This is a genomic window from Maribacter sp. MJ134 (assembly GCF_003970695.1).
GTDB lineage: Bacteria > Bacteroidota > Bacteroidia > Flavobacteriales > Flavobacteriaceae > Maribacter.
The window spans coordinates 2,830,029-2,855,255 of record NZ_CP034570.1 but is presented as its reverse complement, the minus strand read 5'-3'; the positions used below and the strand labels follow the sequence as shown (position 1 = coordinate 2,855,255).

Here is a 25,227-nt window from a genome sequence, read left to right as displayed (position 1 = left end):
TTTTTTAGTGATTAAGAAGTTCGTTGATGTTTGTGGCAAACAATTTTACTGCAATAGCCATTAGTATAACCCCAAAGACTTTTCTAATAACGTTGACGCCGTTTTTTCCTAATATTTTTTCCAGCTTAACGGAAGATTTAAGAACAATATAGACGAAAATAATATTTACGATGATGGCAACGATTATATTTTCAACATGATATTCCGCTCTTAAAGAGAGTAACGAGGTTAATGTTCCGGCCCCTGCAATGAGTGGAAATGCTATAGGAACTATCGAGGCGCTTTCCGGCTCGTCATCCTTATACAACTGTATTCCTAAAATCATTTCTATAGCTAGAAAAAAGATAATAAATGCACCTGCAACGGCAAAGGAATTTACATCGATACCGATAAGCTTAAGAATTTCTTCTCCCAAAAATAGGAAAGCCACCATGATACAGGCTGCCACGATAGAAGCCTTTTCAGATTGAATATGACCAACCTTATTACGGAGCCCAATGATTATAGGGATACTGCCCAGTATATCTATGACGGCAAAAAGAACCATGCTTGCCGTTGCGATTTCTCTAAAGCTAAAACTAAAATCCATTCCCAATATTTTTGCAAATTTACGTCTATAAATGTGGTTTTGGATGTTTAATCTTTCAATTCTTCCTTTATTCAAAGTAGAGAAATAATGTATCTTGCTCCCAATATAACTGCACATGTTTCAATTAGGAAAGACTATAGTATCAGAGGAAATCATTGAGAACGATTTTGTGTGTAATCTAAATGCCTGCAGAGGAGCTTGCTGCATAGATGGCGATGCCGGCGCACCACTTGAAGATAATGAAACGGAAATCTTGGTTGATATCTATTCCAAAGTAAAACCTTTTCTAAGTGAGGAAGGAGTTTCCGTTATAGAAGAAAAGGGAGCTTTTGTAAAAGGAGAAGATGGCGAATGGGAAACGCCATTGGTAAACGGAAATGCTTGTGCTTACGTTATTTTCGATGAAAATAAAATAGCCAAGTGTGGTATTGAAGAGGCCTATAACCAGGGTGAGACCAATTGGAAAAAGCCACTCTCGTGCCATCTCTATCCTGTTAGAATTAAAGAATACACCGAACTAACCGCAGTAAACTACCATAAATGGCAAATTTGTGACCCCGCTTGTGCTTTAGGAGAGCAGCTAAAAATGCCTATTTATAAATTTGTAAAAGAAGCTTTGATCCGAAAGTTCGGAGCCGATTGGTATCAGGAGTTGGAAGAAGTAGCTCAAGAGCACCTTAAATAGTGGGTATATGTAGTACTATCTTAGTTCCCGACGGGTTATTGGAATCATCGTAAACGTCAATTATCTCAACGTGGAAGGAATTTTGATAGTCTTTAGAAAAATTGGCCAATCTTTCTTTTGTAATATCGATACCAACAGATTTTCGTTTTAGGACCTTCCCTTGTTTTATTTTTTCCGCAGCGTCCCTACCCACACCATCGTCTATAATTGATATTTTTATAAAGCCTTCTTGAGCTTTCATGACTTCTAATACTATGTTTTTCTCGCCATCTTTTGAGGAGAGTCCGTGCCATAAAGCATTTTCTAAAAAGGGTTGTAATATAAGAGATGGTATCCTTATGGTGTGCACATCTAAGGTTTCGTCCACTTTTATCTTAAAATTTATTTCGTTAGAGAATCTTATATTTTCAATGTTCATATAAAGTTCTACCGTCTCTAACTCCTCTGCCAAAGGAATTTCCCGCTGAGAGGAGGCCTCCAGTATTTTACGAACCAATTTGGAGAACTTGTTCAAATAATGAACAGCGTTCTTTTTTTCATTATTGATGATGTATAATTTAATGGAGTTTAGCGAATTGAAAAGGAAATGAGGATTCATTTGGCTTCGTAACATCGTCTGTTCCAAGGTGAGCAGCTTTTTTTCGTTGTTCAGTTGGTATTGTCTGTATAGAATGTATAGGATGCCAGCCAACAAAGCCAAGCCAATACCGCTAATAAGCAACATGGTTCGGTTCTTTCTTAACTTAAGGCGTACCGTCTCGTTCTCTTTGGCCAAAGTTTCTAGTTGACTAGCGCGCTTTTCAGATTCATACCTTAGAATCATGTCATTTACGTATCTTAAATTAAGGTTGTTCGTAATCTGTTCTTCATATTTCTTTGCTTCCTTATAGAAAGCCATCCCTTTTTTAAAGTCGTCCTTTTTTATCCAGAGCTCTGAGAGAAACTTATTAGATTCGGCAATTTCGGCAGGTAAATTATATTGTTGCGCTATTCTTAAGCCTTCGGTAAGATTATTTTCGGCTAAATCGTACTTGTTTAATTGAATATAGGTCCAACCTAGGTTAATGAAGATAGATGAAATAATCTTTTGGTCGCCTAGTGGTTTTGCTGCAACAAGAGCGCTATTCAACAACTTTAGTGCTTCTTGCATCTTCCCTAAATGTACATAAACATGGGCTATGCTATAATTGCAAATAATTTTACCCTTATCCGAGTCTATATCAATATTGTAGGCTAGTGATTTTTGGAAGTTATCCAGAGCTTCCTCAAGTTTCCCTTGAGCTTCATAGCATTCACCTATATTTTGATGGTTTATGGCCAGACCCAACTTATTCTCTAGCTCTTTTTCTAATCTCATTGATTGCTTGAACTTTTCGATGGCCAAGTCGTACTGCTCCAATATCTGATATATATTTCCAATACTGTTCAAAGAGACGTTGATACTTCTTTTTAAGCCAACAGATGGGTTTTTAACGGTTTCAGCAAGTTCTAAAGCCTCCTGACTGTAGTCCAGGGCAGATTTTATGGCATCAGTTCTTCTGAAAACAACACTTATCATGTTTAGACTGTAGACCTGAAATTCGATATTCTCGGATTTTCTGGAAACCTCTAGTGCTTCTTGAAATGATATGAGTGCCTTAGAGAATTCCGAAATACTTCTATACGTACGCCCAATTTGATTCAGGGCATAAGCTTGCCCGTCCAAATAATTATTTTGCCTTGCTTTGGTGTTAAAATAGCGCATTAATAGGGTATCCTTCCTAAAGGGGCGCAGAACTTTATCCATCTCAGAGTAAGTTTCAGGTGTAACCCTTATCAAACTATCTACGCTGTTCTTAAAATTTTCGGTAATTTCTTGTCCGTAATTTGAACTTGTGAAAAAGAGTACTATAAATAACTTGAAAAAATTGAAACGTAGCGATTTGCTATCAGGACAGCAGTTTTGATTAATTGACTTACGAAATCCCATAAATCGTACTATAATAAATCAAGGAAGTCCGATTTCTTTTGTCTGGAAACTGGAATTTTATGATTGGATTTCAGGACCACGTAACCATCGGTTTTCAAGAATTCCTTTATTTTGTTGAGGTTGATGATATAGGAATTATGAATTCTGAAAAATGAATCTTGAGGTAATAGGGTATTAACTTCTTTTAGTTTCTTGGTCAAAACTATTTTTTGACCATCGGCAAGAAAAATAGTGCTGTAATTACCATCGGATTCTGCATACAGTATTTCATCACTTTCCAAGAACAATAGCTTGCCGTCCGTATTCAAGGTAATTTTTTTATTTATGAGATTGGAATTAAAATTAAGCAATATTTGCTCTAATTTTTCCGTAGTGAAATTTTTGGCATTGAACTTTTTTATTTTGATAATCGTTTCCTTTAGATCATCCGTATCTATTGGTTTCAGGAGATAATCAATAGCTTCATTTTTTAAAGCCTTAATAGCATATTGATTATAGGCTGTAGTAATGACTACCGGAAAATTTTTGTTGGTAAGTTTCTGTATAAATTGAAATCCGTCCATAGTTGGCATCTCAATATCTAGAAAAAGACAATCGGGTGTATTCTTTTCCAAATAGGTTAAGGCCTCAAATGGATTAGTGAAAGATGCGGATACGTTTATTTCTTCACTAAAGTTGGTAAGCTCCCAAGTCAGGCTTTTCAAGGCTTTTATTTCATCATCTACAATTACGGCTTCTAACATATATACGGGAAAAATCAAAAACGAAAGTTAGTTAAAAATAAGATTTCACCAGAGAGAATGGGGTTTTTTTGTATCAATGGAACTTATTAGAGTATAATTGGCACTAAAAGCCAAGTACCTTGCCGAATGATATAATAATTATTTATTAACAAGAAAAATATTACATAAATTGTTTTCTAATAAGACTAGAAAATTTGAGTTCTCCCGTTTACACAATAAAATATGCAGATTATACATAATGACCCTTAAATATTAGGTGTTGGTCTAATTTAGCTTTTACAGAAGATAGTCCAACCATTTATTGTTTAATGTATAAACAATAAAACAAAGAAGTCAAAGTAGTCATGAAAAGATGTATGTTAATGTTCGTGTTTTTTATACTTACGTTATGTATAGCAGTTTTAATTGACAGTTCAAAAAACACAGACAGCGAAATTCCGGTAGGTCAAAAAGAGAGTGTAGAAAATAAGTCTTTTGTAAACCATAAAGGGAAATAAATCAAGACCAATGCCGAACACGTTAATAAAAATCTTTAAAGTATTGTTTTTGGGACTTGTACCTATGCTTCTAATATCGAATAGACATCAAGAAATAGAATTACCGTCCCAAAGCGGTGAAAGTTTTTCTTTTCACAGTAACAATCTTGTCAAAACTTTAGATACTTCTAGTGACGTTGAAATTAAAGCCAACACTTTTGATCTGCCAGATGGTAAAAGTTCTTTAGAATTAGAACTTTTGATTCAGGAAGATGGGGAGCCCTATACTATATCGCTTTTCATTTCCGGTGTTTCCCAATCTGCTGGGAGGTTTCATAAGAAATATACCGTTGCTCCAATTGAAGGCTTCTTAAGTGATTTCAGTGGTATTTTTGGAGTTGTCAATATGGATTCCCTTGGAGAAAAACCATTTTTCTCAAAAACCGGAAATATCGAATTAGTAGCAATGGCCAATAACAGGCTCAAAGCTAATTTAAATATGCAATTTTCAAACGATAAAGGAAAAACCATTACAATATATGGTGAGTTTAATACAATTAAAGATGTAAAGCCATAAAGAGGTACGGCTCAGAGAATATGTTTTTGGATGTATTTTCAACCAGTGTTTTGAGCGCCAAAAAAGTGACTGATACAGCTAGTCTGTTAAGTTGCAAGTCTAATATAGGTTTCGGGGGAACTACCTTAATTAGCACTTGGTGGGCATTTTCATTATATGAAGCACAGGAAGAGCCGTACAATTTGGCTTAATTTATTTTTAGCTTTTTAATAAACCAAGAGGTATAGTAATTATACTTTTTGGTTTATTTTTTTGTGTTCAATCTTCGAGTTTATTTTATATTTTATTGGAGTAGTCCCTGAAGGTAGCAAACATCACTTGTGAGCTTAGATTTCAACATGTTGTGTTAAAAACTTTGTGCTTCAAATGATAAAACAGACTTCGTAAATCGTTCGTATTTCCACATCTTTGTTAGTCCCTATTAGAAGGTAGTTTTCATCTTCTTTACAATTAATTTTAAAAAGTAATAACTATGTCCGCAGCCTTAGAGCCTATCCTGGAACCAAATGACGACCGCTTTGTAATTTTCCCTATCAAACATCACGATTTGTGGGAATGGTATAAAAAATGTGAGGCCTGTTTTTGGACGGCTGAGGAAATAGACCTTACCGAAGACCTAAATGATTGGGAGAACAAAATGAGTGGGGACGAGCGCTATTTTGTAAAACATATCCTTGCGTTTTTTGCAGCTTCGGATGGAATCGTAAATGAAAACCTAGCCGAGAATTTTGTAAGTGAGGTGCAATACGCAGAAGCTAAGTTTTTCTATGGTTTTCAAATAATGATGGAGAATATCCATTCAGAGACCTATTCACTTTTGATTGACACCTACGTAAAAGACGAAAAGGAGAAAAATGTTTTGTTCAAAGCATTAGAGAACTTTCCTGCCATAAAGAAAAAGGCGGACTGGGCCTTAAACTGGATTGAGTCCCCAAGCTTTGCAGAGCGCCTTATTGCCTTTGCCGCTGTGGAAGGAATTTTCTTTTCAGGAGCCTTTTGCTCTATCTTTTGGTTAAAGAAAAGAGGGCTTATGCCGGGCCTTACCTTCTCTAATGAATTAATATCCAGAGATGAAGGTATGCACTGTGATTATGCGGTTCATCTTCATAATAAGCACTTGATGAATAAAGTCCCAAAGGATAGAATAAAGCAGATTTTAACTAACGCTCTGGATATAGAGCGTGAATTTATAACGGAGTCATTACCCGTTAGTCTTATAGGAATGAACTCCAAACTAATGACACAATACTTGGAGTTCGTTACGGATAGATTATTAGTAGAATTAGAGTGTGACAAGGTTTATAACGCAACGAACCCTTTCGATTTCATGGATATGATATCCCTACAAGGGAAAACCAATTTCTTTGAAAAGCGTGTTTCTGAATATCAGAAAGCGGGAGTCCTCAACAATGAAAAAGATGAGGATGCCCAAAAAATTAGTTTCGACGCAGATTTCTAGAAATCGATCACTTTTGGAAACGTAGAGGTTTCAAAAGATATGTAATACTATAAATAGAATTTTCCATGTGTTGGCCAAAGATAACTTCTTAGTGTATGACATGGACGGAATGAATAACCCACAAAAACAACTGTAACAAAATGTATGTAGTAAAAAGAGACGGAAGAAAAGAGCTGATAATGTTTGATAAGATAACAGCTCGAGTTAGAAAATTATGTTACGGGCTCAATGGTCTTGTAGACCCATTGAAAGTAGCTATGAGGGTTATTGAAGGTCTGTATGATGGGGTTACTACTTCCGAGCTTGATAATTTAGCCGCGGAAATAGCAGCAACAATGACAACCACGCATCCGGACTATGCAAAACTAGCTGCACGCATATCTGTCTCTAACCTACATAAGAATACCAAAAAGTCCTTCTCTGAAACAATGAAGGATTTATACGAATACATTAACCCAAGGACAGGCAAAAAAGCACCGTTATTATCAGACGAAGTGTTTAAGGTGATTTCTGAAAATTCCGAAAGATTGGACTCTACCATAATTTACAACAGAGATTTTGGTTACGATTATTTTGGTTTTAAAACATTAGAGCGTTCCTATTTGCTAAAAGTTAACGGACAAATAGCGGAGCGTCCACAACACATGTTAATGCGCGTTTCAGTTGGAATTCATTTAGAGGATTTAGATGCAGCTATAGAGACATATGAATTAATGTCCAAGAAGTATTTTACACATGCAACGCCAACCTTGTTTAACTCGGGTACACCTAAACCCCAAATGTCCTCTTGCTTTTTGTTGGCAATGAAAGAAGACAGTATCGACGGGATTTATGACACCCTTAAACAGACAGCAAAAATTTCGCAATCCGCAGGAGGCATAGGACTATCTATTCACAACGTAAGAGCAAGAGGTTCCTATATTGGAGGAACTAACGGGACTTCTAATGGAATAGTGCCTATGTTGAAAGTGTTTAATGACACGGCGAGATACGTTGATCAGGGTGGTGGTAAGCGTAAGGGTAGTTTTGCAATTTATATGGAGCCATGGCACGCAGATATCTATGATTTTCTTGATTTAAAAAAGAATCATGGTAAAGAAGAGATGCGTGCACGTGATTTATTCTATGCCATGTGGATATCCGATTTATTCATGAAAAGAGTAGAGGGCAACGAAGATTGGACCTTAATGTGTCCTAACGAGTGTCCAGGGTTATTTACAAAGCACAGTGAGGAGTTCGAGGAGTTATATCTTAAGTATGAAGCAGAAGGAAAAGGTAGAAAGACCGTTAAGGCCAGAGATCTTTGGGAAAAGATATTGGAATCTCAAATAGAAACAGGTACGCCTTACATGTTGTACAAAGATGCTGCCAACCGTAAGAGCAATCAAAAGAATTTAGGAACCATCCGTTCATCAAATCTATGTACGGAAATTATGGAGTATACATCTCCAGATGAAATTGCTGTGTGTAATTTGGCTTCTATAGCGCTTCCAATGTTCGTTAAGAATGGTGCATTTGACCATAAGGAACTTTTCAAGGTAACCAAAAGAGTTACCAAAAACTTGAATAAAGTAATTGATAGGAATTATTATCCCGTAAAAGAGGCCGAGAATTCTAACATGCGCCATAGACCTATTGGATTGGGTGTACAAGGCCTTGCAGATGCCTTTATAATGCTACGCTTGCCATTTACTAGTGATGAGGCCAAGAACTTGAATCAGGAAATTTTTGAAACACTCTATTTTGCGGCGGTTACCGCTTCTATGGAATTGGCAAAGGAAGAAGGTCCATATTCTTCATATAAAGGTTCGCCTATTGAGCAAGGAGACTTTCAACATAACCTTTGGGGCATTAAGGATGAAGAATTATCAGGACGTTGGGATTGGGCAAAATTAAGAAAGCAGGTTCAAAAGAACGGCGTTAGGAACTCTTTGTTGGTGGCTCCTATGCCAACAGCATCTACTTCTCAAATTCTTGGTAATAATGAGTGTTTTGAGCCTTACACTTCTAATATTTATACCAGAAGGGTCCTATCAGGTGAGTTTATCGTGGTAAATAAGCATTTATTGGAGGATTTGGTGGGTCTGGGTCTTTGGAATGAAAATATGAAGCAGGAGCTTATGAGAGCAAACGGATCTATTCAGCATATTGAGACCATTCCACAAGAGATTAGGGAATTGTACAAGACGGTATGGGAATTGAGTATGAAAGATATAATCGATATGTCCCGTCATAGAGGTTATTTTATTGATCAAAGCCAGTCCCTAAACCTGTTTATGGAAAATGCTAACTATTCAAAGTTGACCTCAATGCATTTTTACGCATGGAAAAGCGGTCTAAAGACGGGAATGTATTACCTGCGAACCAAGGCTGCAGTTGATGCTATCAAATTTACTTTGGATAACACCAAGAAGAAAGAGGTTCCTGTGAGTATTGCAGCAGAGGCAGAGGTTCTTGCCGCCACGGGAGTAGATTCAGCTTCCACTGCGGAATTAAAAGTTAATACGGACATGCCACAGGCGCAAACTAAGGGACAAGTAGAGACAGATATTAAACCTATGACACCAGCGGAGATGAAAGAGATGATTGCACGAGCAAAAGAAGGGCAAGCAGACGATGACTGCCTCATGTGTGGATCCTAGGCCCTATATTTTAAATTTAGTACTCTTTTAGCGATATATTGAATATCGTTTAACTAAAAAGACACCGTTATTAACGGTGTCTTTTTGATTTCATTCCAGAATATAATTTCTACTTATTTTTTATATAAGGCTTTAAAACACTTGTGAATACAAGGGCCGCGGCATATATCATTAATATAATTACATAATTATCCATAGTGCTTTTTTTAGGGGATTCAATCTATATACGTAATAACAACGCAAATTGGACTATGGAAATTTTATTAAATCATTAAAAAAATTGTTAAAATTTAATAAATATGGTTTTTTCAGACCTTTACTATGGGATAAGGATTTTTCTCGGCTAAGACCAGTTTTTCGTTTCATGTAAAAATGAAAGCTGATTTTAGAAATACAAAATAGCAGTACATAGACTGTAAGTAGGTATAAGTAGGGAAACATAATTATAAATTTGGGACTTACATAAAGTAACGGATAAATGTGCTATTACTTACCATTGCACATGGTAGTTCATCGAAAGGTTGAATTTATTCGATGAGCGACATCAGAAAGAAAAAGTTATAAGCAAAAAAGCTAATAAGAAGATGCATCAATTTGAATATACAAGAAAGCCGCGATACTCAATTGCGGCTTTCCTACCTCTAGAAGTATAATATTAGAGAAAGTTATCTACTTTTCTGTACGCATCTATAACGGCTTGCTCGCCTTCTTTATTTGGTCGCGAATTACCGTGCTCCATACCTAATATGCCATTAAATCCCTTGCTATGTATAAATTTAAAGACATTTTTATAATTTATTTCCCCGGTAGTAGGTTCCTTACGGCCTGGATTATCACCAATTTGTATATAGGCTATTTCGTCCCAACAAGCTTCCATATTAGGGATTAAATTACCTTCCTGTATCTGTTGATGATATATATCAAAAAGAATCTTGCAAGAAGGAGAATCAACAGCTTTACAAATTTCGTAGGCTTGTGGAGATTCCGTGAGAAATAGTCCTGGGTGATTTCTAAAATTTAAAGGTTCCAATACCATCGTAAGGTCATGAGGTTCAAGAATAGCCGATGCTAGCTTTAAGGTTTCAACAACGTTAGCTGTTTGATATCCCATGTTCAGTTTTAAATCGACATGCCCAGGAACTACGGTCATCCATTTAGCATTAGCACGTTTGGCAACTTCAACGGACTCTTTTATGAAATTTAAAAATTCAGTTCTCTTTTCGCTATCTCCGGATGCCAAATTGGGTTCCTTCCAATAAATCTTATGCGCTACAAAAACGCCCATTTCAAGGTTACGTTTTTGCATGGTTTTAGCCATTTCATTTTGAACACTGATTTCTCGTGTTCTCATATTGTTATCTTCAAAAGCGGTAAAACCCTGATCAGCAATAAAGTTAAGTTGGTCAATGGGGTCCTTACCCGCATGATGTTCAAACATGCCTATATGAGGCGCGTACTTAAGGTTAAACGCAGGTGCTGTAACATCACTTTTGCCAGATGCAAATGAAAAATTGCTACCTAACACCATAGCACCACCGGTCAAAATTGAATTCTGAATAAAACCTCTTCGTTTCATATTATAAAGACCAAGCCTTTCCTCCGGTTAGTTCTTGGGTATCGGCACACCCGATATATTCCCCAGGAACTGGAAGATAAGCCAATACTTCTTCACCCACATATTCTGATGTTTTGTAGCCCCAGATAGTTAGCCCTCTTAAATTATCGGCAAAGGCAAAACGAGAGACCGTATCATCCAGCTGGGCTTCTTCACCTGCGGCGACAGCTTTATTATACGTGTTTATCATCTTCATGTTCGTTATCTTATCTTCGTTGCTCACTTTTAAAGCGGCCGCTAAGACCGGTTCTAAATCCTCTGTGGTTATATCCTTTATTTGTTCCTTTCCACTATCCGCCAAGACTTTATCCATAAACTTGTTCATGGACATTCTAACAAAATCTTGTTGCTCCTTTTCCATCACTTCATTTGCAAATTTATCAATGAAAAGATGAACATTAACTTCGGAGGCAGAAGGAGTATCTGTTTTAGGTAATATAATATCTACTAATTTAGTAACTGCCGAGCCTTCATCCATTGTAAAGAAATCTGGCGTCCATACCACCGCGGGTTCACCTTTACAGCTTTGCATTAGGCTAATTAATGTTGGGGTGGCTAAGGTGTAACCCATTGCTAACCCCATGTTTTTAAGTGCTTTTCTTCTATCCATTATATATTTCCTTTTTTAAGTTCTTTTGCTGCATGGTTTGCCGCTCTTGCCGTAAATGCCATATATGTTAACGATGGATTAACGCAACTGGCGGAGGTCATGAATGCACCGTCAGTGACATAAACATTGGGTACATCATGTAAGGCATTGTTCCCGTCTACTACAGACGTTTTTCTATTACGACCCATTCTGGCAGTACCCATTTCATGGATTCCAAGACCAAGAGCTGTCTCTTTATCAAATGGTTCTACTTCTTTTAGTCCTGCCTTGGTAAGCATATCCACAGCAGACTGCATCATATCTTTTCGCATATTCAATTCGTTCTCCTTGAATTCTGCATCAAAGGTTGCCGTGGGTAAGCCCCATTGATCTAATTTGTCATAATCCAAGGTGAAACGGTTATCTTGATAGGGCAATACTTCGCCGAAACCACCCATGCCAAAGGTCCAACCTCCTGGCTTAAGAATAGCCTCTTTGAGTGCTGCACCGTGGGAAAGCTCTGCAATACTTTCCTCCCAATTACCTCTTCCGGCACCTCCTTGATAACCAAAACCTCTTGTGTAATCCTTTCTGTTGGAATCACCTCCTAGGTTCCTAAAACGCGGAAGGTAAATTCCGTTGGGTTTTCTTCCCTTGTAGTATTTATCTTCGAATCCGTCGAATTTTCCTTGTGCGCCTACTCCTAAATGATGATCCATAATATTACGGCCAAGTTGGTCGGAATCGTTCCCCATACCATTTGGAAAACGGTCGGATTTGGATTGCATTAAAATGGAAGTAGAGGCTATGGCAGAAGCACAAAGAAAAATTACCTTAGCTTTGTACTCATAGACTTCTTTTGTTACACGATCTATAACTTTTACACCGGTCGCTTTTTTAGAATCAGCATCATAAATAACTTCATGTACGATGGAGTCTGGCCTCAGTGTCATGTTCCCGGTTGCTTCGGCTGCAGGCAATGTTGAGGAAAGGCTGCTAAAATAGGCGCCGAAAGGACATCCGCGAATACATCTGTTTCTGTATTGACATCTAGAACGGCCATCGCCATCAAACTGTTTATCACTATTGATATGCGCTACACGACCGGCAGTAATAACTCTACCATTAAAATTTTCCGCTACTTTTTCCCTAACGTGTTGTTCAACGCAGTTTAGCTCCATCATAGGTTCAAATTGCCCATCAGGAAGTTGCGGAAGGCCCAGTTTCTCGCCGGTAACACCAATGTAGGACTCTACCTTATCATACCAGGGCGCAATATCTTTATAACGCACAGGCCAATCCACGCCGTGACCATCATTTAAATTTGCTTTAAAGTCTATGTCGCTCCAACGGTAACTGTGACGGCCCCATTGTAAGGAACGTCCACCAACATGGTAACCGCGCATCCAGTCAAAACGTTTAACTTCATTATAAGGATGCTCTAAGTCATTCACGAACCACATTTTGCTGGCAGCTTGGGTGGTGTATCCTGTTCTGTGTTGTTTTTCTTGTTTAGCAATATCTTCTTGAGTAGGTTGCCCTGCATTTGGAAAATCCCATGGGTCCATATTGGCCGTTTCATAGTCATCCCGATGTTTTACCATTCTTCCCCGCTCTAGAACAAGAGTCTTTAGGCCATTTTCACATAATTCCTTTGCAGCCCAACCACCGCTAATACCAGTTCCGACAACAATTGCGTCGTAAGATTCCTGCTCTTCGTTGTAATAAAATTTACTCATAGAAATTGTTTAGTTTCTAAATTTATTAAATATAAAATTAATTCTCTACATTTAATCCGCAATCTTCCTGATGATTCCTAACTAAAACGTTAGAGAACATCATTTTTAGATTTATTTTTAACAGTTGTATCATTATTAAACTGCTAACCTTTAAAAGTATATACCGAACCGATGAAAGAAGAAATTTTATTAGGAAAACCTCCGTAGCAAGTGTTGGCATTACGTTCCTAGGAACATACGCTTGTAAGGAAACAAAGAAAGAGAATGACAGTACAGCCGAAGTAACGGATGAAGTGGCCGAGCCAGCACCATTTTTTACCCTTTCACTGGCGCAGTGGTCCATACATCGTATGATAAGGGAAGATGGGGTAGATCCTTACACCTTTGCTGAAAAGGCGAAAAATTGGGGCTTTACGGGATTGGAATATGTGAGTCAGCTTTATAATCCAGAGCTTTCGGATGCAGAGTATTCCGAAGAAGCCATGGCTTCTTTCGTGAACAAATCTAATGCTGAGGCGGAGAAGCATGGAATGAAAAACGTGCTTATTATGATCGACGGTCAAGGAAATTTAGCCGTAAGTGATGAAGCTGAACGAAATGAAACTGTTGAAAAGCATAAGCGTTGGGTAGATGCCGCAGCTGCAATGGGCTGCCACTCCATTAGGGTGAATCTTAACGGAAGTCTTGATCCCGAAGAATGGAAAATGAATTCGGTAGACGGACTCACCAAATTATCAACTTACGCTAAAGGGAAAAACATTAATATACTAGTGGAAAACCATGGAGGTCTTTCTTCAAACGGAGAAATGCATGCCGAGGTCATGAAAATGGTGAATATGGATAACTGTGGGACATTGCCGGATTTTGGTAATTTCTGTATCACCAGAAAACCGGATAGCCGGGAGTGCGAGTTAGAATACGATAAGTACAAAGGAGTAAAAGAATTGATGCCTTATGCCAAGGCAGTAAGTGCAAAATCTAATAATTTTGATGCCGATGGTAATGAAATTGGAATAGATTACGTAAAAATGTTACAGATGGTAAAAGATCATGGCTATAAAGGTTTTATAGGAGTGGAATATGAAGGGAGTGTATTGGATGAGGAAGCCGGGATAAAAGCCACCAAAGATTTATTACTTAAGGCCGCTAAAGAAGTGGTTTAAAAGAGCCCAACATCCTATGAAAGTTTTTTTCAACGAGCTTTTTGATTACAATTTTTATTGTAACAAGAAAATTATAGACAACGCTATGACCCTGGAGAAGCTTCCTGAAAAAAGTCAGGATCTCTTTAGTCATATATTAAATGCCCATCATATTTGGAATGCTAGAATCTTAGGTAGACCATCGGACTTTGATGTTTGGGTTAAACATCCGATTAAGGATTGGGCAGACATTCACTATGAAAACCAAAGGAGTTCTTTTGAAATTACCACTAACGCGGATAATTTTGAAAAGAGAATAGATTACGAAAATACCGAGGGCAGACTATTTACCAATACCCTCCAGGATATGCTTTTTCATATAATAAACCACTCAACAAACCATAGGGGACAAATAGCCACAGACTTTAGAAATAACGACATACAACCCATTGTATTAGACTACGTTTACTACAAAAGATAAAATATGAAAACCGGGGTCCGAATACAGCTTTGTATTATGATGTTTTTGGAATTTTTTATCTGGGGAGGATGGTTCGTTACGCTCGGTACTTTTCTGGGGCGTAATATTAACGCTACGGACGGGCAAATAGCCCAGGCATTTTCTACGCAGTCATGGGGCGCCATCGTCGCTCCTTTTATAATAGGGTTAATTGCAGATAAATATTTTAATGCGGAAAGAATACTCGGTGTTCTTCATATTATTGGTGCTGGGCTGCTTTACATGATGTACGGAACTACCTCGTTTGCCCTCTTTTATCCCTTCGTTCTCGGATATATGATACTATATATGCCAACCTTGGCCTTGGTTAATTCCGTTTCTTTTAATCAAATGAAGAATCCGGCGAAGGAGTTTTCCTTAGTGCGTGTTTTTGGTACGATAGGTTGGATTTTTGCTGGGCTTTTAATCAGCTATTTTTTTCATTGGGACTCCGATGTCGGGATTTCTGCAGGTTTGCTCAAAAATACTTTTTTGATGACGGCTATTGCTTCCCTGGTACTTGGAGTGTTTAGTTTTACGCTACCTAAAACACCTCCAAAAGCCCAAAGCCCGGAAAAATTAACCTTGTCCGAGATGGTAGGTTTAGATGCGCTAAAATTATTGAAGGATAAGAACTTCTTCATATTCTTTCTCTCTTCCGTTTTAATCTGTATTCCCCTAGCTTTTTATTATCAAAACGCGAATCCGTTCTTGGTAGAAATAGGAATGGAAAATCCGACGGGAAAAATGACCTTAGGGCAAATCTCCGAAATTCTCTTTATGCTATTATTACCATATTTCTTTACGAGATTCGGGTTTAAGAAGACCATTCTTGTTGCCATGCTGGCCTGGGCGGTGCGGTATTTGCTTTTTGCTTACGGTAATACAGGAACCTTAGGATTCATATTATTGATAGGTATAGCACTGCACGGTATTTGTTATGATTTCTTTTTTGTTTCCGGACAAATTTATACGGATAGCAAAGCCGGAGTCAAATATAAAAGTTCCGCTCAAGGCTTAATAACATTGGCTACATACGGCGTAGGAATGTTAATAGGTTTTTGGATAGCAGGGGAAATTTCCAATAGTCATACGCTTAGCAATGGAACCCATTTATGGGATGCTATTTGGTTATATCCATCGGGCTTTGCAGCGATTGTGTTGGTTTTGTTCGCTCTTTTGTTCAAATCTGAAAAAATCGACTATAAATCTTAGAATTTTATATAAATTGAAGTTTAAATAATTAAATACGATTACGACATGCCAAAGAAGATTAGATTAGGAATTTTAGGAGGGGGAGGAGATTCTCTTATTGGAGTTTTGCATAGGGTAGCTTCCCATATAAACGATAATTATCAGATTACCGGTGCTGTTTTTAATCCGGATTTTGATGCCAACTTGGCTTTTGCGAAGGAGATAGACGTTCCTCTAAATAGAATTTACAAGGATTTCGATACGTTTATAGAAGAGGAGATGAAGCTTCCTGTTGAAGAACGGATTCAGGTTTGTTCAGTCCTTACGCCAAATTTCCTGCATTTCCCTATGGCAAAGAAGTTGTTGGATAACGGGTTTCATGTTATATGCGAAAAACCGATGACCACAACATTGGAAGAAGCTAAGATATTACAAGAGGCCCATAAAAAAGCAGGAACTGTTTTCGCTTTGACACACACCTACACGGGTTATCCAATGGTGCGTCAAATGAGAGAAATGATCAAAGCGGGCGTCCTTGGAAGAATACATAAGGTAGATGCCAGATATTACCAAGGTTGGATAAACACCATTATCCATGATAAGGACAAACGTTCTTCTGTTTGGAGGCTGGACCCTAAAAAAGCCGGGATAAGTTCTTGTATGGGAGATATTGGCGTACATGCCTTTAATCTGGTAGAATTCACCACTGGGTTAAGAGTAAAATCATTGCTGTGTGATTTCAATTACCTGTATGAAGACAATCAGATGGATGTGGACGGTACCGTACTCATCCGTTTGGGAGATCATGTAAAAGGTGTTATTAGAGGCAGTCAGGTAGCTACTGGAGAGGAAAACGGTTTGGCAATTGCAATTTATGGTGAAAAGGGTGCCTTTAGATGGGAACAGGAAAAACCGAATTTCCTTTATAAAATGAGCGATACGGAGCCCATGCAGGTATACAAACCTGGCCATGCTTATAATTCCGAGCTTTCCTTAGATGGAACAAAACTTCCTGCTGGCCATCCAGAGGGTATTTTTGATTCTATGGCCAATATTTATCTGGGAGCTGCACGTGCCATAAGGGGAGATCAATATAATGACGGAGAATTTCCTACCATGACCGATGGTGTACGTGGTATGGATTTTATTGAATCTACGGTAGTATCACATAAGAACGGAAATACCTGGGTGCAATTGGAAGAGTAACCAAGGATTTTTGATCAGATAAAACAAAAGCCGCTTTTTGCGGCTTTTGTTTTAAAATACTTTTTCGAATTCTTCACATACAATAATCATACTTTCTCTCGGAACACGTCCAAAAGGTTCCAATTCACGGGTAAAATAGTCCCAGTGAACTTTTTTCCAGTATGCTAAACTTTTGTCTCCTTCCCCTTCCAACTTAGCATAGCTTTTATCGATACTAAAAAATGGTTTAAGTTTTACCGCGGTCGTTTGTACAATGCATTGTGCTTTACCCTCCCAGTTTGTAACCACTAAGAAATCTCCTATTTTAGGAAGTGGTTCATTCCTATATTGTAAACCAAGTAAAGAATGTGAGGTGGCTCTTTTAATGCCCTTTTTTACCAAGGCGGCGCATTCGTTGGCATCCTTTTCATTATCACAGAAGTAATCGGCTTTTGGTGCCTCTTGAAAGACATCCTCAAGATGATTTTTCAAGTAATCTCCCCACATGTTGTTAGCAGAAGCGTTTTCCATGAAATTTAAACGTATGGTATTTGGTTTATATTGTTACTTTTTGTCAAAACTGTAGTGGTGTTCAAGGCATCAAGAAAACTTCCCGGCCTTAAATTCCTTGGCCGCATGGTTGGCTGCTCTCGCTGTGAACGCCATATAGGTCAAAGATGGATTTACACAACTAGAACTACTCATAAAAGCACCATCAGTCATATACACATTGGGTACAAGATGTACCTGATTGTGCTTGTTGACGATTGAAGTTTTTGAAGAGTGACCCATTCTCGCACCTCCCATTTCATGAATACCCAACCCTGGTCCGGATGGTTCGTCGTACGGCTGTACATCTTTAAATCCCGAAGCTTTGAACATTGCTACAATCTCTTTTTTGATATCCTCCCTCATTCTATATTCGTTCTCCTTGAATTCCACATCAAAGGCAAGCTGTGGTAAACCCCATTTATCTTTCTTGGTTGTGCTTAACATTACCCGGTTATCGTCGTAAGGTAAGAATTCACCGAACCCGGTAACACCTATTTGCCATTTTCCAGGTTTGAGTATTTCTTCCTTCAGCGCAGACCCATAACCCATTTCGGCTACAGAAGAGGACCAATCTTCTCTGCTTGCAGTTCCTTGGTAACCAAAGCCTCTTAGATAACCCTCTCTTTTGGTCTTTTCGTCTAGATTTACAAAACGAGGAATGTAAAAGCCATTGGGTCTTCTGCCTTTGTAGTATTTGTCCAGATATCCATCGATTTTAGCGGTGGCCCCTAGTTTGTAGTGATGGTCCATAATTCCTCTACCCAGTGCATCTGAATCGTTTCCTAGACCGTTAGGAAAACGCTCTGATTTAGACTGCAGCATGATGCCAACGGAGGCCATTGCGGAAGCACATAAAAATATGACCTTTGCATTAAAGGTTAGTGCCTCATTGGTTTCTGCGTCAATAATCTTTACCCCGGTCGCTCTTTTGGTCTTGTCGTCATAGACCACCTCATGAACAATGGAATTTGGTCTCAGAGTCATGTTTCCGGTGCGTTCCGCGGCGGGTAACGTAGAAGAATTACTACTAAAATAACCCCCAAATGGGCAGCCCCTCCAACATCTATTTCTATATTGACACGGATTTCTTCCCTCTACTTTAGCATCCTTATCGGTGATGTGCGCCACCCTGCCAATGGTAACCAGCCTGCCATCGTCAAATTTATCTGAAACGGCAGATTTAAATTCTTCCTCGGCACAGTTTAGGTCCATTGGTGGCTGAAACTTGCCATCTGGTAATTGTGCCAAACCAAGGTTTTCTCCACTTACGCCTATATATTCCTCTACCTTGTCGTACCATGGCGCTATGTCCCTATAGCGAACAGGCCAGTCTACACCAATACCCTCTTCTTTATTTGCTTTAAAATCTAAATCGCTCCAGCGGTAACTTTGTCTGCCCCATGTCAGTGAACGTCCACCAACGTGATATCCTCTTATCCAATCAAAACGCTTTATTTCTTCATAAGGATGTTCCAAGTCGTTCACAAAGAAGTGTTTTACGTCTTCCCGTGGAGCCCAATTTACGCGACGTTGTTTATGGTATTTCTCTTTATCTTCTTTGGAAAGTTCTCCCCTAAGTGGATAGTCCCATGAGTCATCGTTCATGGTTTTGTAATCCTTAATATGTTCCACCATTGGACCTCGCTCCAAGACTAAGGTCTTTAAGCCATTCTCACACAATTCCTTGGCAGCCCAACCACCGCTTATTCCTGTTCCTACGACGATTGCGTCATACGTGTTATCTTGATTCATCCGGATAATTTTATTCTAATACTGATGTAATTCCTATATTTATAACGTAACTCGTTTAAAACTTAATATCAAACAAGTATTTTCTAAATATAGGATTAAAATCTGAACTTTATAAAGTTCAGATAAGACACATTTTAATTAACAAATAGTACAGAACAATATGAAAACAATAAAGGGGCCAGCAGTATTTTTGGCACAATTTGTAGATAATAAAGCACCTTTTAATTCGCTAGACGGGATGTGTAAATGGGCTTCCGATCTAGGTTACAAGGGTATACAGATACCCACATGGGAAAGTTTTTTAATCGACTTGGATAAAGCGGCAGAAAGTCAAACCTATTGTGACGAGTTAAAAGGCAAGGTAAATTCCTATGGTCTGGAAATTACAGAACTTTCTACGCATTTACAGGGACAACTGGTTGCCGTACACCCTGCATATGACTTAATGTTCGATAATTTTGCCCCGGATGCCGTTAAGAATAATCCTAAAGCCAGAACGGAATGGGCGGTAGATGTTGTGAAAAAAGCTGCTACTGCGAGCTGTAGATTAGGGATTACGGCGCATGCCACATTCTCCGGAGCCCTACTTTGGCACACATGGCATCCATGGCCTCAACGACCTGCGGGACTCGTAGAAATGGGCTTTGAAGAGCTTGCCAAGCGTTGGATGCCTATTTTGAACCATTTCGATGAGCAAGGTGTTGATCTGTGTTATGAAATACACCCGGGAGAAGATCTTCATGATGGAGATACTTTTGAACGGTTTTTAGAAGCTACAGGAAACCACAAAAGGGTAAATATTCTTTACGACCCTAGCCATTTTGTATTACAGCAACTGGATTATATCGAATATATAGATCACTATCATGAGTTTATCAAATCATTTCATGTAAAAGATTCAGAGTTTAATCCTACGGGTAAAAAAGGAGCTTTTGGGGGGTACAATGATTGGGGAAATCGCGCAGGAAGGTACCGTTCACTAGGTGACGGACAGATAGATTTCAAAACCATATTCTCAAAACTAACGCAGTACGGTTGTGACGTTTGGGCAGTGATGGAGTGGGAATGTTGTATTAAAAGTCCCGAGCAGGGTGCAAGAGAAGGGGCTATTTTTATTCAGGACCACATCATAGAAGCTACTCAAAAAACATTTGATGATTTTGCCGGGTCGGCCGTGGACAAGGAAATGTTGAAAAAAATCCTTGGAATTTAGTGCCTACTGGTGCCTAAAAATGTTGTTCGTAGAAAAAAGAATGTCAAATAGCTTTTCTGCTTTATTTTAACGCTTAAACTTAGAATCATGAAACAACTATTAGTGGTAACAGCTTTGGTTTTTGCGTTCGGCTCTTGTAAGGAGAAAACAAAACCAACGGATATAGCAGAACAAAAAGTAGAATTGGAAGAAAAAAAAGAAACGCAGGCAGATTGGACCACACTTTTTGACGGAAGTTCTTTTGATAATTGGCATTACTACGGTAGGGGCGAAGTTACGGAACCCTGGAAGCTAGAAGACGGAGCAATGGTTTTTTATCCTCCGCAGGTTAGAAAAAAAGGAGAAGCATTTAACATTGTGACCAAACAGGAATATACAGATTTCGTCCTGTCTCTGGAATGGCGAATAGCCGAGGCCGGCAATAGCGGTATTTTTTGGGGAGTTCATGAAGACCCATCCCTAAGTGAAGCTTATCAAAGTGGCCCTGAGATACAAGTGCTGGACAACGACAAGCACCCTGACGGTAAGAACGGAACGACACATCAGGCAGGAGCACTATATGACATGGTGGCTCCTTCAGAAGATGTTACCAAACCAATAGGAGAATGGAATCACTGTGTAATTACAGTAAACCATAAGACAAATACAGGAATCGTTGTGCTTAACGATGTTGAAATCGTAAATTTCCCAGTGAACGACCCAGAGTGGAGTGCCATGGTAAGCCAGTCTAAATTTAATGGTTGGGAACACTTTGGAAAATATACCATCGGTAAAATAGGATTACAAGATCATGGCGATGTTGTTGCCTACAGAAATATTAAGATTAAAGAATTGTAAATTAAAGTATCTAGAATGAATAAACTACGTGCCCTCGGAGTACTATGTGCGCTACTATTGAGTTCTTGCCAAGAACCGTCCAAAGAAAAAGTTAGCTCTGATATTGAGAATAGAGACGCTGTTATTGTGTATGAAGAATATGAAAAGCCAGAGCCCACAACTCCAGAAGGTACGGAATACTACGAGCCAAAAGTACCCGTGGTTGGGTCCGCGTTAAATGGAAACGTCCCTAGTGACGCTATTGTTCTTTTTGATGGAACTTCTTTAGAAGGGTGGATGCATGTCCAAGATAGTACGGCCGCTAAGTGGCATTTAAACGAAGATGGTAGCATGACGGTTGCGGATAAGACGGGAAATATTAGGACGAAACAAGAATTTGGAGACGTACAATTGCACATTGAGTGGAAATCGCCCCTTCCCGTTCAGCGAGACGGCCAGAATAGAGGAAATAGTGGTGTTTTCCTGAACGGTATTTATGAGGTGCAGGTCTTGGACAATAATGATAACGATACCTATGTTAACGGACAGGTTGGTGCCATCTACAAACAAGGTCCACCTTTGGCCATGGCATCGGCCCCGACAGGGGAATGGAATGTTTACGATATTATTTATCATGCGCCGGAATTTAATGAGGAGGGTGGCAAGATAAAATCGGGCACCTTAACTGTTTTCCATAATGGTGTTGTAATTCAAGATCATACAGAAATTAAGGGTACAACGCCTTATATCGGTTGGCCAAAGAATCCAGCGCATGGTAAAGGGCCACTAATGCTTCAAGACCATGGGGACGATAGTCGTGTAAGCTATCGTAATATTTGGGTAAGAGAACTTTAGGTTTAAAATCCACTACGAAACAGGTTAAAACTATAAAATGAAACAATTTATTTATGTCTTTATAGTGTTTTTTGTTCTGATAGGTTGCCAAGAAAAGAAGAGTGCCAACCTTACGAAAGAAAATAATTCAAACGAAAGTTTACAACCTACAAAATATAAGGGAACGGAACCTACAACGCCGGAGGCTACCGAGCTATACCAGCCAGTACCCCCCAAAGTAACACTTACAAAAAATAATGTCCCCAGTGATGCTATTGTGCTTTTTGATGGAAGCGGACTCGAGGAATGGGTACATGTTGTAGATAGTAGTGCGGCGCAATGGTATGTCCAAGACGATGGTAGTTTGTTGGTAAAAGACAGATCTGGTGATATTATGACAAAAAGAAATTTTGGTAGTATACAATTACACATCGAATGGAAGTCTCCAAAGGACGTTATTAACGAAGGACAAAGTAGAGCGAATAGCGGTATTTTTATCCAACGGAGATATGAAATTCAAATAATGGATAGTAATGACAACCCTACCTATACCAATGGTCAAGTAGGTGCTGTTTATAAGCAGTCCATCCCTTTGGCCATGGCATCTGTACCATCAGGCGAATGGAATACCTATGATATCATTTATGAAGCTCCGGAATTTGAAAATGAAAGACTAGTACAACCAGCCTACGTAACAGTACTTCATAATGGTGTGCTTATTCAAAATCATTTTGAAATTGAAGGCCCTGTTAGATATATAGGTTGGCCCAGTTATGAAGCACATGGCAAGGCACCGATTCAGTTGCAGGATCATGGTGATAACAGCCGTGTGAGCTATCGTAATATTTGGGTAAGAGAATTGTAGTCTTAAATTTTCTTTTACAAAAGAATTACCTTTGCGAAATATAATTAGAACCTATGATTCAATCCATGACTGGATTCGGCAAGCATGTTGTACAGCTTCCAACTAAAAAAATTACGGTAGAGATTAAATCCCTAAACAGTAAGAGCATAGATTTAAACGCTCGTATGCCATCTGCATATCGGGAAAAAGAGTTGGAGTTGAGGAAACTAATCGCCAACTCACTTCAAAGAGGAAAAGTTGATTTTAGTTTGTACATTGAAATCACTGGAGATGAAACCTCCGCTCAGGTAAACGAGAGTGCTGTAAAGCAATATATGAAGCAGCTGAAGTCCATTGCGGATGGGGATGATCTTAGGTTATTAGAGATGGCCCTGCGTTTTCCTGATGCTATGCGAACGGATAAGGAAGACATAGATGAAGAGGAATATAAGGCTATAATTAAGGCGCTGAAGGGAGCGTTATCAGAAATAAATAAGTTTAGATCAGAAGAGGGAAACGTTTTAGAGAGAGATTTCTTAGATCGTATTTCATCCTTAAAGAATTTACTGCAAAACGTGCTTGAGATGGACCCGGACCGCCAAGGTACCATTAGGGAGCGTTTGGAAAAAGCAGTACAGGAGATAAAGCAGGATGTGGATGCGAATAGATTTGAACAGGAGCTTATTTATTATCTAGAGAAGTACGATATTACCGAGGAAAAGGTGCGCTTAGCCAATCATTTGGATTATTTTACGAAAACCATACAATCCAATGATAGTAATGGTAAAAAACTTGGTTTTATCTCCCAAGAGATAGGAAGGGAGATAAACACTATTGGGTCAAAGGCCAATTATGCACCAATGCAACAGCTCGTTGTTCAAATGAAAGACGAGTTAGAAAAAATAAAGGAGCAGATGCTAAATGTACTTTAGATGAAAGGTGGTAAACTTATTATATTTTCGGCTCCTTCTGGTAGTGGTAAAACTACCATCGTTAGACATTTACTTGGATGTGAAGACCTTAACTTGGCTTTTTCTGTGTCAGCCACTTCAAGGCCTAGACGTGGAAAGGAGAAGAACAAACAGCATTATTATTTTATGACTGTATCCGAATTTAAGAAACATATTAAAAATGATGATTTCTTAGAGTGGGAAGAAGTATACAGGGATAATTTTTATGGCACTTTAAAGAGCGAAGTAGAACGCTTATGGGCAGAAGGAAAGAATGTAATTTTTGATATAGACGTGGCAGGTGGACTTCGTATTAAAAAGAAATTCCCAAAACAGACGCTAGCTGTTTTTGTAAAACCACCGAGTGTGGATGAGCTTAAGATACGTTTGAAGAAGCGAAGCACGGAGACCGACGATAAAATTAATATGAGAATTGCAAAGGCTTCTGTAGAACTTGCGACGGCGCCACAGTTTGACAGGATTATCAAAAATTACGATTTAAATACAGCTCTAAAAGAGGCAGAAGAACTAGTGTCCGATTTCGTTAACCAAACGGAGACTGACGAAAGATGAAAAAGGTAGGGTTGTACTTTGGAACCTTTAACCCAATTCATATTGGTCATATGGTCATAGCCAACCACATGGCAGAGTTTTCCGAGTTGGATGAGATTTGGTTCGTAGTAACACCTCAAAGTCCCTTTAAGGTCAAGAAAACGCTTTTGGAAAATCACCACAGGTATCAGTTGGTACTTGAAGCTACCAAAGATTTCCCAAAGTTAAAGCCCAGTAAAATTGAATTTGATTTGCCTCAACCTAACTATACTATTAACACCCTTGTACATCTTGGAGAAAAGTATACAGATGAATACCAGTTTTGCCTTATTATGGGAGAGGATAATTTAAAAGGGTTTCACAAGTGGAAGAACTATGAAGTAATCTTGGAAAACTACGAGCTCTATGTATATCCAAGAATTTCTGAAGGTACCGTAGCACATAGATTTGAGGGGCATCCTAAGATTCATAAGGTTGAAGCGCCCATAATGGAAATATCATCGACCTTTATTAGAAATGAACATAAAAAGGGTAAAAACATTAGCCCAATGTTACCCTATAATGTTTGGAAATATATGGATGAAATGAATTTTTACAGGTAATGGACAGCA

At 38.6% G+C, this 25,227-nt stretch carries 23 protein-coding genes; 15 read left to right on the top strand and 8 right to left on the bottom strand.

The genetic code is table 11. The features are described 5' to 3' along the window. Positions 1–4: 4 nt before the first annotated feature. Positions 5–589 carry a MarC family protein gene (locus EJ994_RS12310; protein ID WP_126592768.1) on the bottom strand — a complete coding sequence of 195 codons (585 nt, stop codon included), beginning with the start codon at positions 587–589 and terminating at the stop codon, positions 5–7. 115 nt (positions 590–704) lie between these two features. Here EJ994_RS12310 and EJ994_RS12305 point away from each other — a divergent pair, with 115 nt between their 5' ends. Further along, positions 705–1,274, top strand: coding sequence for a DUF3109 family protein (locus EJ994_RS12305; RefSeq protein ID WP_126592767.1), 570 nt, complete (start codon positions 705–707; stop codon positions 1,272–1,274). Here the strand turns inward: EJ994_RS12305 and EJ994_RS12300 are convergent. Continuing rightward, positions 1,267–3,060 (bottom strand): tetratricopeptide repeat protein, encoded by a 1,794-nt coding sequence (locus EJ994_RS12300; protein ID WP_241240775.1) that lies wholly within the window; start codon positions 3,058–3,060, stop codon positions 1,267–1,269. The two genes, EJ994_RS12305 and EJ994_RS12300, sit on opposite strands and share 8 nt — an antisense overlap. A gap of 191 nt (positions 3,061–3,251) precedes the next feature. Beyond that, entirely contained in the window at positions 3,252–3,986 is a 735-nt protein-coding gene (locus EJ994_RS12295; protein WP_126592765.1) for a LytR/AlgR family response regulator transcription factor, read from the bottom strand. Positions 3,987–4,493: 507 nt separating this feature from the next. Between EJ994_RS12295 and EJ994_RS12290 the strand changes: the two genes are divergently transcribed. The 3 genes from EJ994_RS12290 (at position 4,494) to EJ994_RS12280 (ending at position 9,140) form a co-directional block, all read left to right on the top strand. Then, entirely contained in the window at positions 4,494–5,039 is a 546-nt protein-coding gene (locus EJ994_RS12290; RefSeq protein WP_126592764.1) for a hypothetical protein, read from the top strand. 472 nt (positions 5,040–5,511) lie between these two features. Then, positions 5,512–6,498: a ribonucleotide-diphosphate reductase subunit beta gene (locus EJ994_RS12285; RefSeq protein WP_126592763.1), complete on the top strand. Its 987-nt coding sequence runs from the start codon at positions 5,512–5,514 to the stop codon at positions 6,496–6,498. Between the two features lie 140 nt (positions 6,499–6,638). Beyond that, entirely contained in the window at positions 6,639–9,140 is a 2,502-nt protein-coding gene (locus EJ994_RS12280; RefSeq protein ID WP_126592762.1) for a ribonucleoside-diphosphate reductase subunit alpha, read from the top strand. Between the two features lie 655 nt (positions 9,141–9,795). Here the strand turns inward: EJ994_RS12280 and EJ994_RS12275 are convergent. Genes EJ994_RS12275 through EJ994_RS12265 form a run of 3 tightly spaced genes read right to left on the bottom strand, consistent with a single transcriptional unit; the run spans position 9,796 to position 13,083 of the window. Then, on the bottom strand, positions 9,796–10,716 hold the full coding sequence (locus EJ994_RS12275; RefSeq protein WP_126592761.1) for a hydroxypyruvate isomerase family protein: 921 nt from the start codon (positions 10,714–10,716) through the stop codon (positions 9,796–9,798). A 1-nt stretch (position 10,717) separates the two neighbouring features. Then, a complete protein-coding gene (locus tag EJ994_RS12270) occupies positions 10,718–11,365 on the bottom strand; it encodes a gluconate 2-dehydrogenase subunit 3 family protein (RefSeq protein WP_126592760.1) in 648 nt (215 codons plus the stop codon). Beyond that, positions 11,365–13,083 carry a GMC oxidoreductase gene (locus EJ994_RS12265; RefSeq protein ID WP_126592759.1) on the bottom strand — a complete coding sequence of 573 codons (1,719 nt, stop codon included), beginning with the start codon at positions 13,081–13,083 and terminating at the stop codon, positions 11,365–11,367. Before EJ994_RS12265 ends, EJ994_RS12270 begins: the two co-directional genes overlap by 1 nt. A gap of 293 nt (positions 13,084–13,376) precedes the next feature. On the opposite strand from EJ994_RS12265, the gene EJ994_RS12260 reads away from it, so the two are divergent. Genes EJ994_RS12260 through EJ994_RS12245 form a run of 4 tightly spaced genes read left to right on the top strand, consistent with a single transcriptional unit; the run spans position 13,377 to position 17,124 of the window. Beyond that, a complete protein-coding gene (locus EJ994_RS12260; protein WP_317128086.1) occupies positions 13,377–14,246 on the top strand; it encodes a sugar phosphate isomerase/epimerase family protein in 870 nt (289 codons plus the stop codon). 16 nt (positions 14,247–14,262) lie between these two features. Continuing rightward, positions 14,263–14,706, top strand: coding sequence for a DinB family protein (locus tag EJ994_RS12255; protein WP_126592757.1), 444 nt, complete (start codon positions 14,263–14,265; stop codon positions 14,704–14,706). 3 nt (positions 14,707–14,709) lie between these two features. Then, positions 14,710–15,939 (top strand): nucleoside permease, encoded by a 1,230-nt coding sequence (locus EJ994_RS12250; RefSeq protein ID WP_126592756.1) that lies wholly within the window; start codon positions 14,710–14,712, stop codon positions 15,937–15,939. Positions 15,940–15,984: 45 nt separating this feature from the next. Beyond that, positions 15,985–17,124, top strand: coding sequence for a Gfo/Idh/MocA family protein (locus EJ994_RS12245; protein ID WP_126592755.1), 1,140 nt, complete (start codon positions 15,985–15,987; stop codon positions 17,122–17,124). Positions 17,125–17,175: 51 nt separating this feature from the next. Here the strand turns inward: EJ994_RS12245 and EJ994_RS12240 are convergent, their stop codons facing one another. Next, on the bottom strand, positions 17,176–17,634 hold the full coding sequence (locus EJ994_RS12240; protein ID WP_126592754.1) for an ASCH domain-containing protein: 459 nt from the start codon (positions 17,632–17,634) through the stop codon (positions 17,176–17,178). Positions 17,635–17,703: 69 nt separating this feature from the next. Then, positions 17,704–19,407: a GMC oxidoreductase gene (locus EJ994_RS12235; protein WP_126592753.1), complete on the bottom strand. Its 1,704-nt coding sequence runs from the start codon at positions 19,405–19,407 to the stop codon at positions 17,704–17,706. Between the two features lie 160 nt (positions 19,408–19,567). Here EJ994_RS12235 and EJ994_RS12230 point away from each other — a divergent pair, with 160 nt between their 5' ends. From EJ994_RS12230 to nadD, 7 genes are all read left to right on the top strand, one after another. Beyond that, positions 19,568–20,620 carry a sugar phosphate isomerase/epimerase family protein gene (locus EJ994_RS12230; protein ID WP_126592752.1) on the top strand — a complete coding sequence of 351 codons (1,053 nt, stop codon included), beginning with the start codon at positions 19,568–19,570 and terminating at the stop codon, positions 20,618–20,620. An 87-nt stretch (positions 20,621–20,707) separates the two neighbouring features. Further along, on the top strand, positions 20,708–21,457 hold the full coding sequence (locus tag EJ994_RS12225) for a DUF1080 domain-containing protein (RefSeq protein ID WP_126592751.1): 750 nt from the start codon (positions 20,708–20,710) through the stop codon (positions 21,455–21,457). 15 nt (positions 21,458–21,472) lie between these two features. Beyond that, positions 21,473–22,291, top strand: coding sequence for a DUF1080 domain-containing protein (locus tag EJ994_RS12220; RefSeq protein WP_126592750.1), 819 nt, complete (start codon positions 21,473–21,475; stop codon positions 22,289–22,291). A gap of 37 nt (positions 22,292–22,328) precedes the next feature. Next, positions 22,329–23,135 carry a DUF1080 domain-containing protein gene (locus EJ994_RS12215; protein WP_126592749.1) on the top strand — a complete coding sequence of 269 codons (807 nt, stop codon included), beginning with the start codon at positions 22,329–22,331 and terminating at the stop codon, positions 23,133–23,135. 53 nt (positions 23,136–23,188) lie between these two features. Beyond that, a complete protein-coding gene (locus EJ994_RS12210; RefSeq protein ID WP_126592748.1) occupies positions 23,189–24,046 on the top strand; it encodes a YicC/YloC family endoribonuclease in 858 nt (285 codons plus the stop codon). Further along, positions 24,047–24,637, top strand: coding sequence for a guanylate kinase (gene gmk / locus EJ994_RS12205; protein ID WP_126592747.1), 591 nt, complete (start codon positions 24,047–24,049; stop codon positions 24,635–24,637). Next, positions 24,634–25,218: a nicotinate (nicotinamide) nucleotide adenylyltransferase gene (nadD, locus tag EJ994_RS12200; protein WP_126592746.1), complete on the top strand. Its 585-nt coding sequence runs from the start codon at positions 24,634–24,636 to the stop codon at positions 25,216–25,218. The genes gmk and nadD overlap by 4 nt, the downstream gene beginning before the upstream one ends. Positions 25,219–25,227: the final 9 nt, after the last annotated feature.

Coding starts and splice junctions, on each gene's coding strand:
- EJ994_RS12310 (WP_126592768.1), bottom strand. CDS start 589: ATGGATTTTAGTTTTAGCTTTAGAGAAATCGCAACGGCAAGCATGGTT.
- EJ994_RS12305 (WP_126592767.1), top strand. CDS start 705: ATGTTTCAATTAGGAAAGACTATAGTATCAGAGGAAATCATTGAGAAC.
- EJ994_RS12300 (WP_241240775.1), bottom strand. CDS start 3,060: ATGGATAAAGTTCTGCGCCCCTTTAGGAAGGATACCCTATTAATGCGC.
- EJ994_RS12295 (WP_126592765.1), bottom strand. CDS start 3,986: ATGTTAGAAGCCGTAATTGTAGATGATGAAATAAAAGCCTTGAAAAGC.
- EJ994_RS12290 (WP_126592764.1), top strand. CDS start 4,494: ATGCCGAACACGTTAATAAAAATCTTTAAAGTATTGTTTTTGGGACTT.
- EJ994_RS12285 (WP_126592763.1), top strand. CDS start 5,512: ATGTCCGCAGCCTTAGAGCCTATCCTGGAACCAAATGACGACCGCTTT.
- EJ994_RS12280 (WP_126592762.1), top strand. CDS start 6,639: ATGTATGTAGTAAAAAGAGACGGAAGAAAAGAGCTGATAATGTTTGAT.
- EJ994_RS12275 (WP_126592761.1), bottom strand. CDS start 10,716: ATGAAACGAAGAGGTTTTATTCAGAATTCAATTTTGACCGGTGGTGCT.
- EJ994_RS12270 (WP_126592760.1), bottom strand. CDS start 11,365: ATGGATAGAAGAAAAGCACTTAAAAACATGGGGTTAGCAATGGGTTAC.
- EJ994_RS12265 (WP_126592759.1), bottom strand. CDS start 13,083: ATGAGTAAATTTTATTACAACGAAGAGCAGGAATCTTACGACGCAATT.
- EJ994_RS12255 (WP_126592757.1), top strand. CDS start 14,263: ATGAAAGTTTTTTTCAACGAGCTTTTTGATTACAATTTTTATTGTAAC.
- EJ994_RS12250 (WP_126592756.1), top strand. CDS start 14,710: ATGAAAACCGGGGTCCGAATACAGCTTTGTATTATGATGTTTTTGGAA.
- EJ994_RS12245 (WP_126592755.1), top strand. CDS start 15,985: ATGCCAAAGAAGATTAGATTAGGAATTTTAGGAGGGGGAGGAGATTCT.
- EJ994_RS12240 (WP_126592754.1), bottom strand. CDS start 17,634: ATGGAAAACGCTTCTGCTAACAACATGTGGGGAGATTACTTGAAAAAT.
- EJ994_RS12235 (WP_126592753.1), bottom strand. CDS start 19,407: ATGAATCAAGATAACACGTATGACGCAATCGTCGTAGGAACAGGAATA.
- EJ994_RS12230 (WP_126592752.1), top strand. CDS start 19,568: ATGAAAACAATAAAGGGGCCAGCAGTATTTTTGGCACAATTTGTAGAT.
- EJ994_RS12225 (WP_126592751.1), top strand. CDS start 20,708: ATGAAACAACTATTAGTGGTAACAGCTTTGGTTTTTGCGTTCGGCTCT.
- EJ994_RS12220 (WP_126592750.1), top strand. CDS start 21,473: ATGAATAAACTACGTGCCCTCGGAGTACTATGTGCGCTACTATTGAGT.
- EJ994_RS12215 (WP_126592749.1), top strand. CDS start 22,329: ATGAAACAATTTATTTATGTCTTTATAGTGTTTTTTGTTCTGATAGGT.
- EJ994_RS12210 (WP_126592748.1), top strand. CDS start 23,189: ATGATTCAATCCATGACTGGATTCGGCAAGCATGTTGTACAGCTTCCA.
- gmk (WP_126592747.1), top strand. CDS start 24,047: ATGAAAGGTGGTAAACTTATTATATTTTCGGCTCCTTCTGGTAGTGGT.
- nadD (WP_126592746.1), top strand. CDS start 24,634: ATGAAAAAGGTAGGGTTGTACTTTGGAACCTTTAACCCAATTCATATT.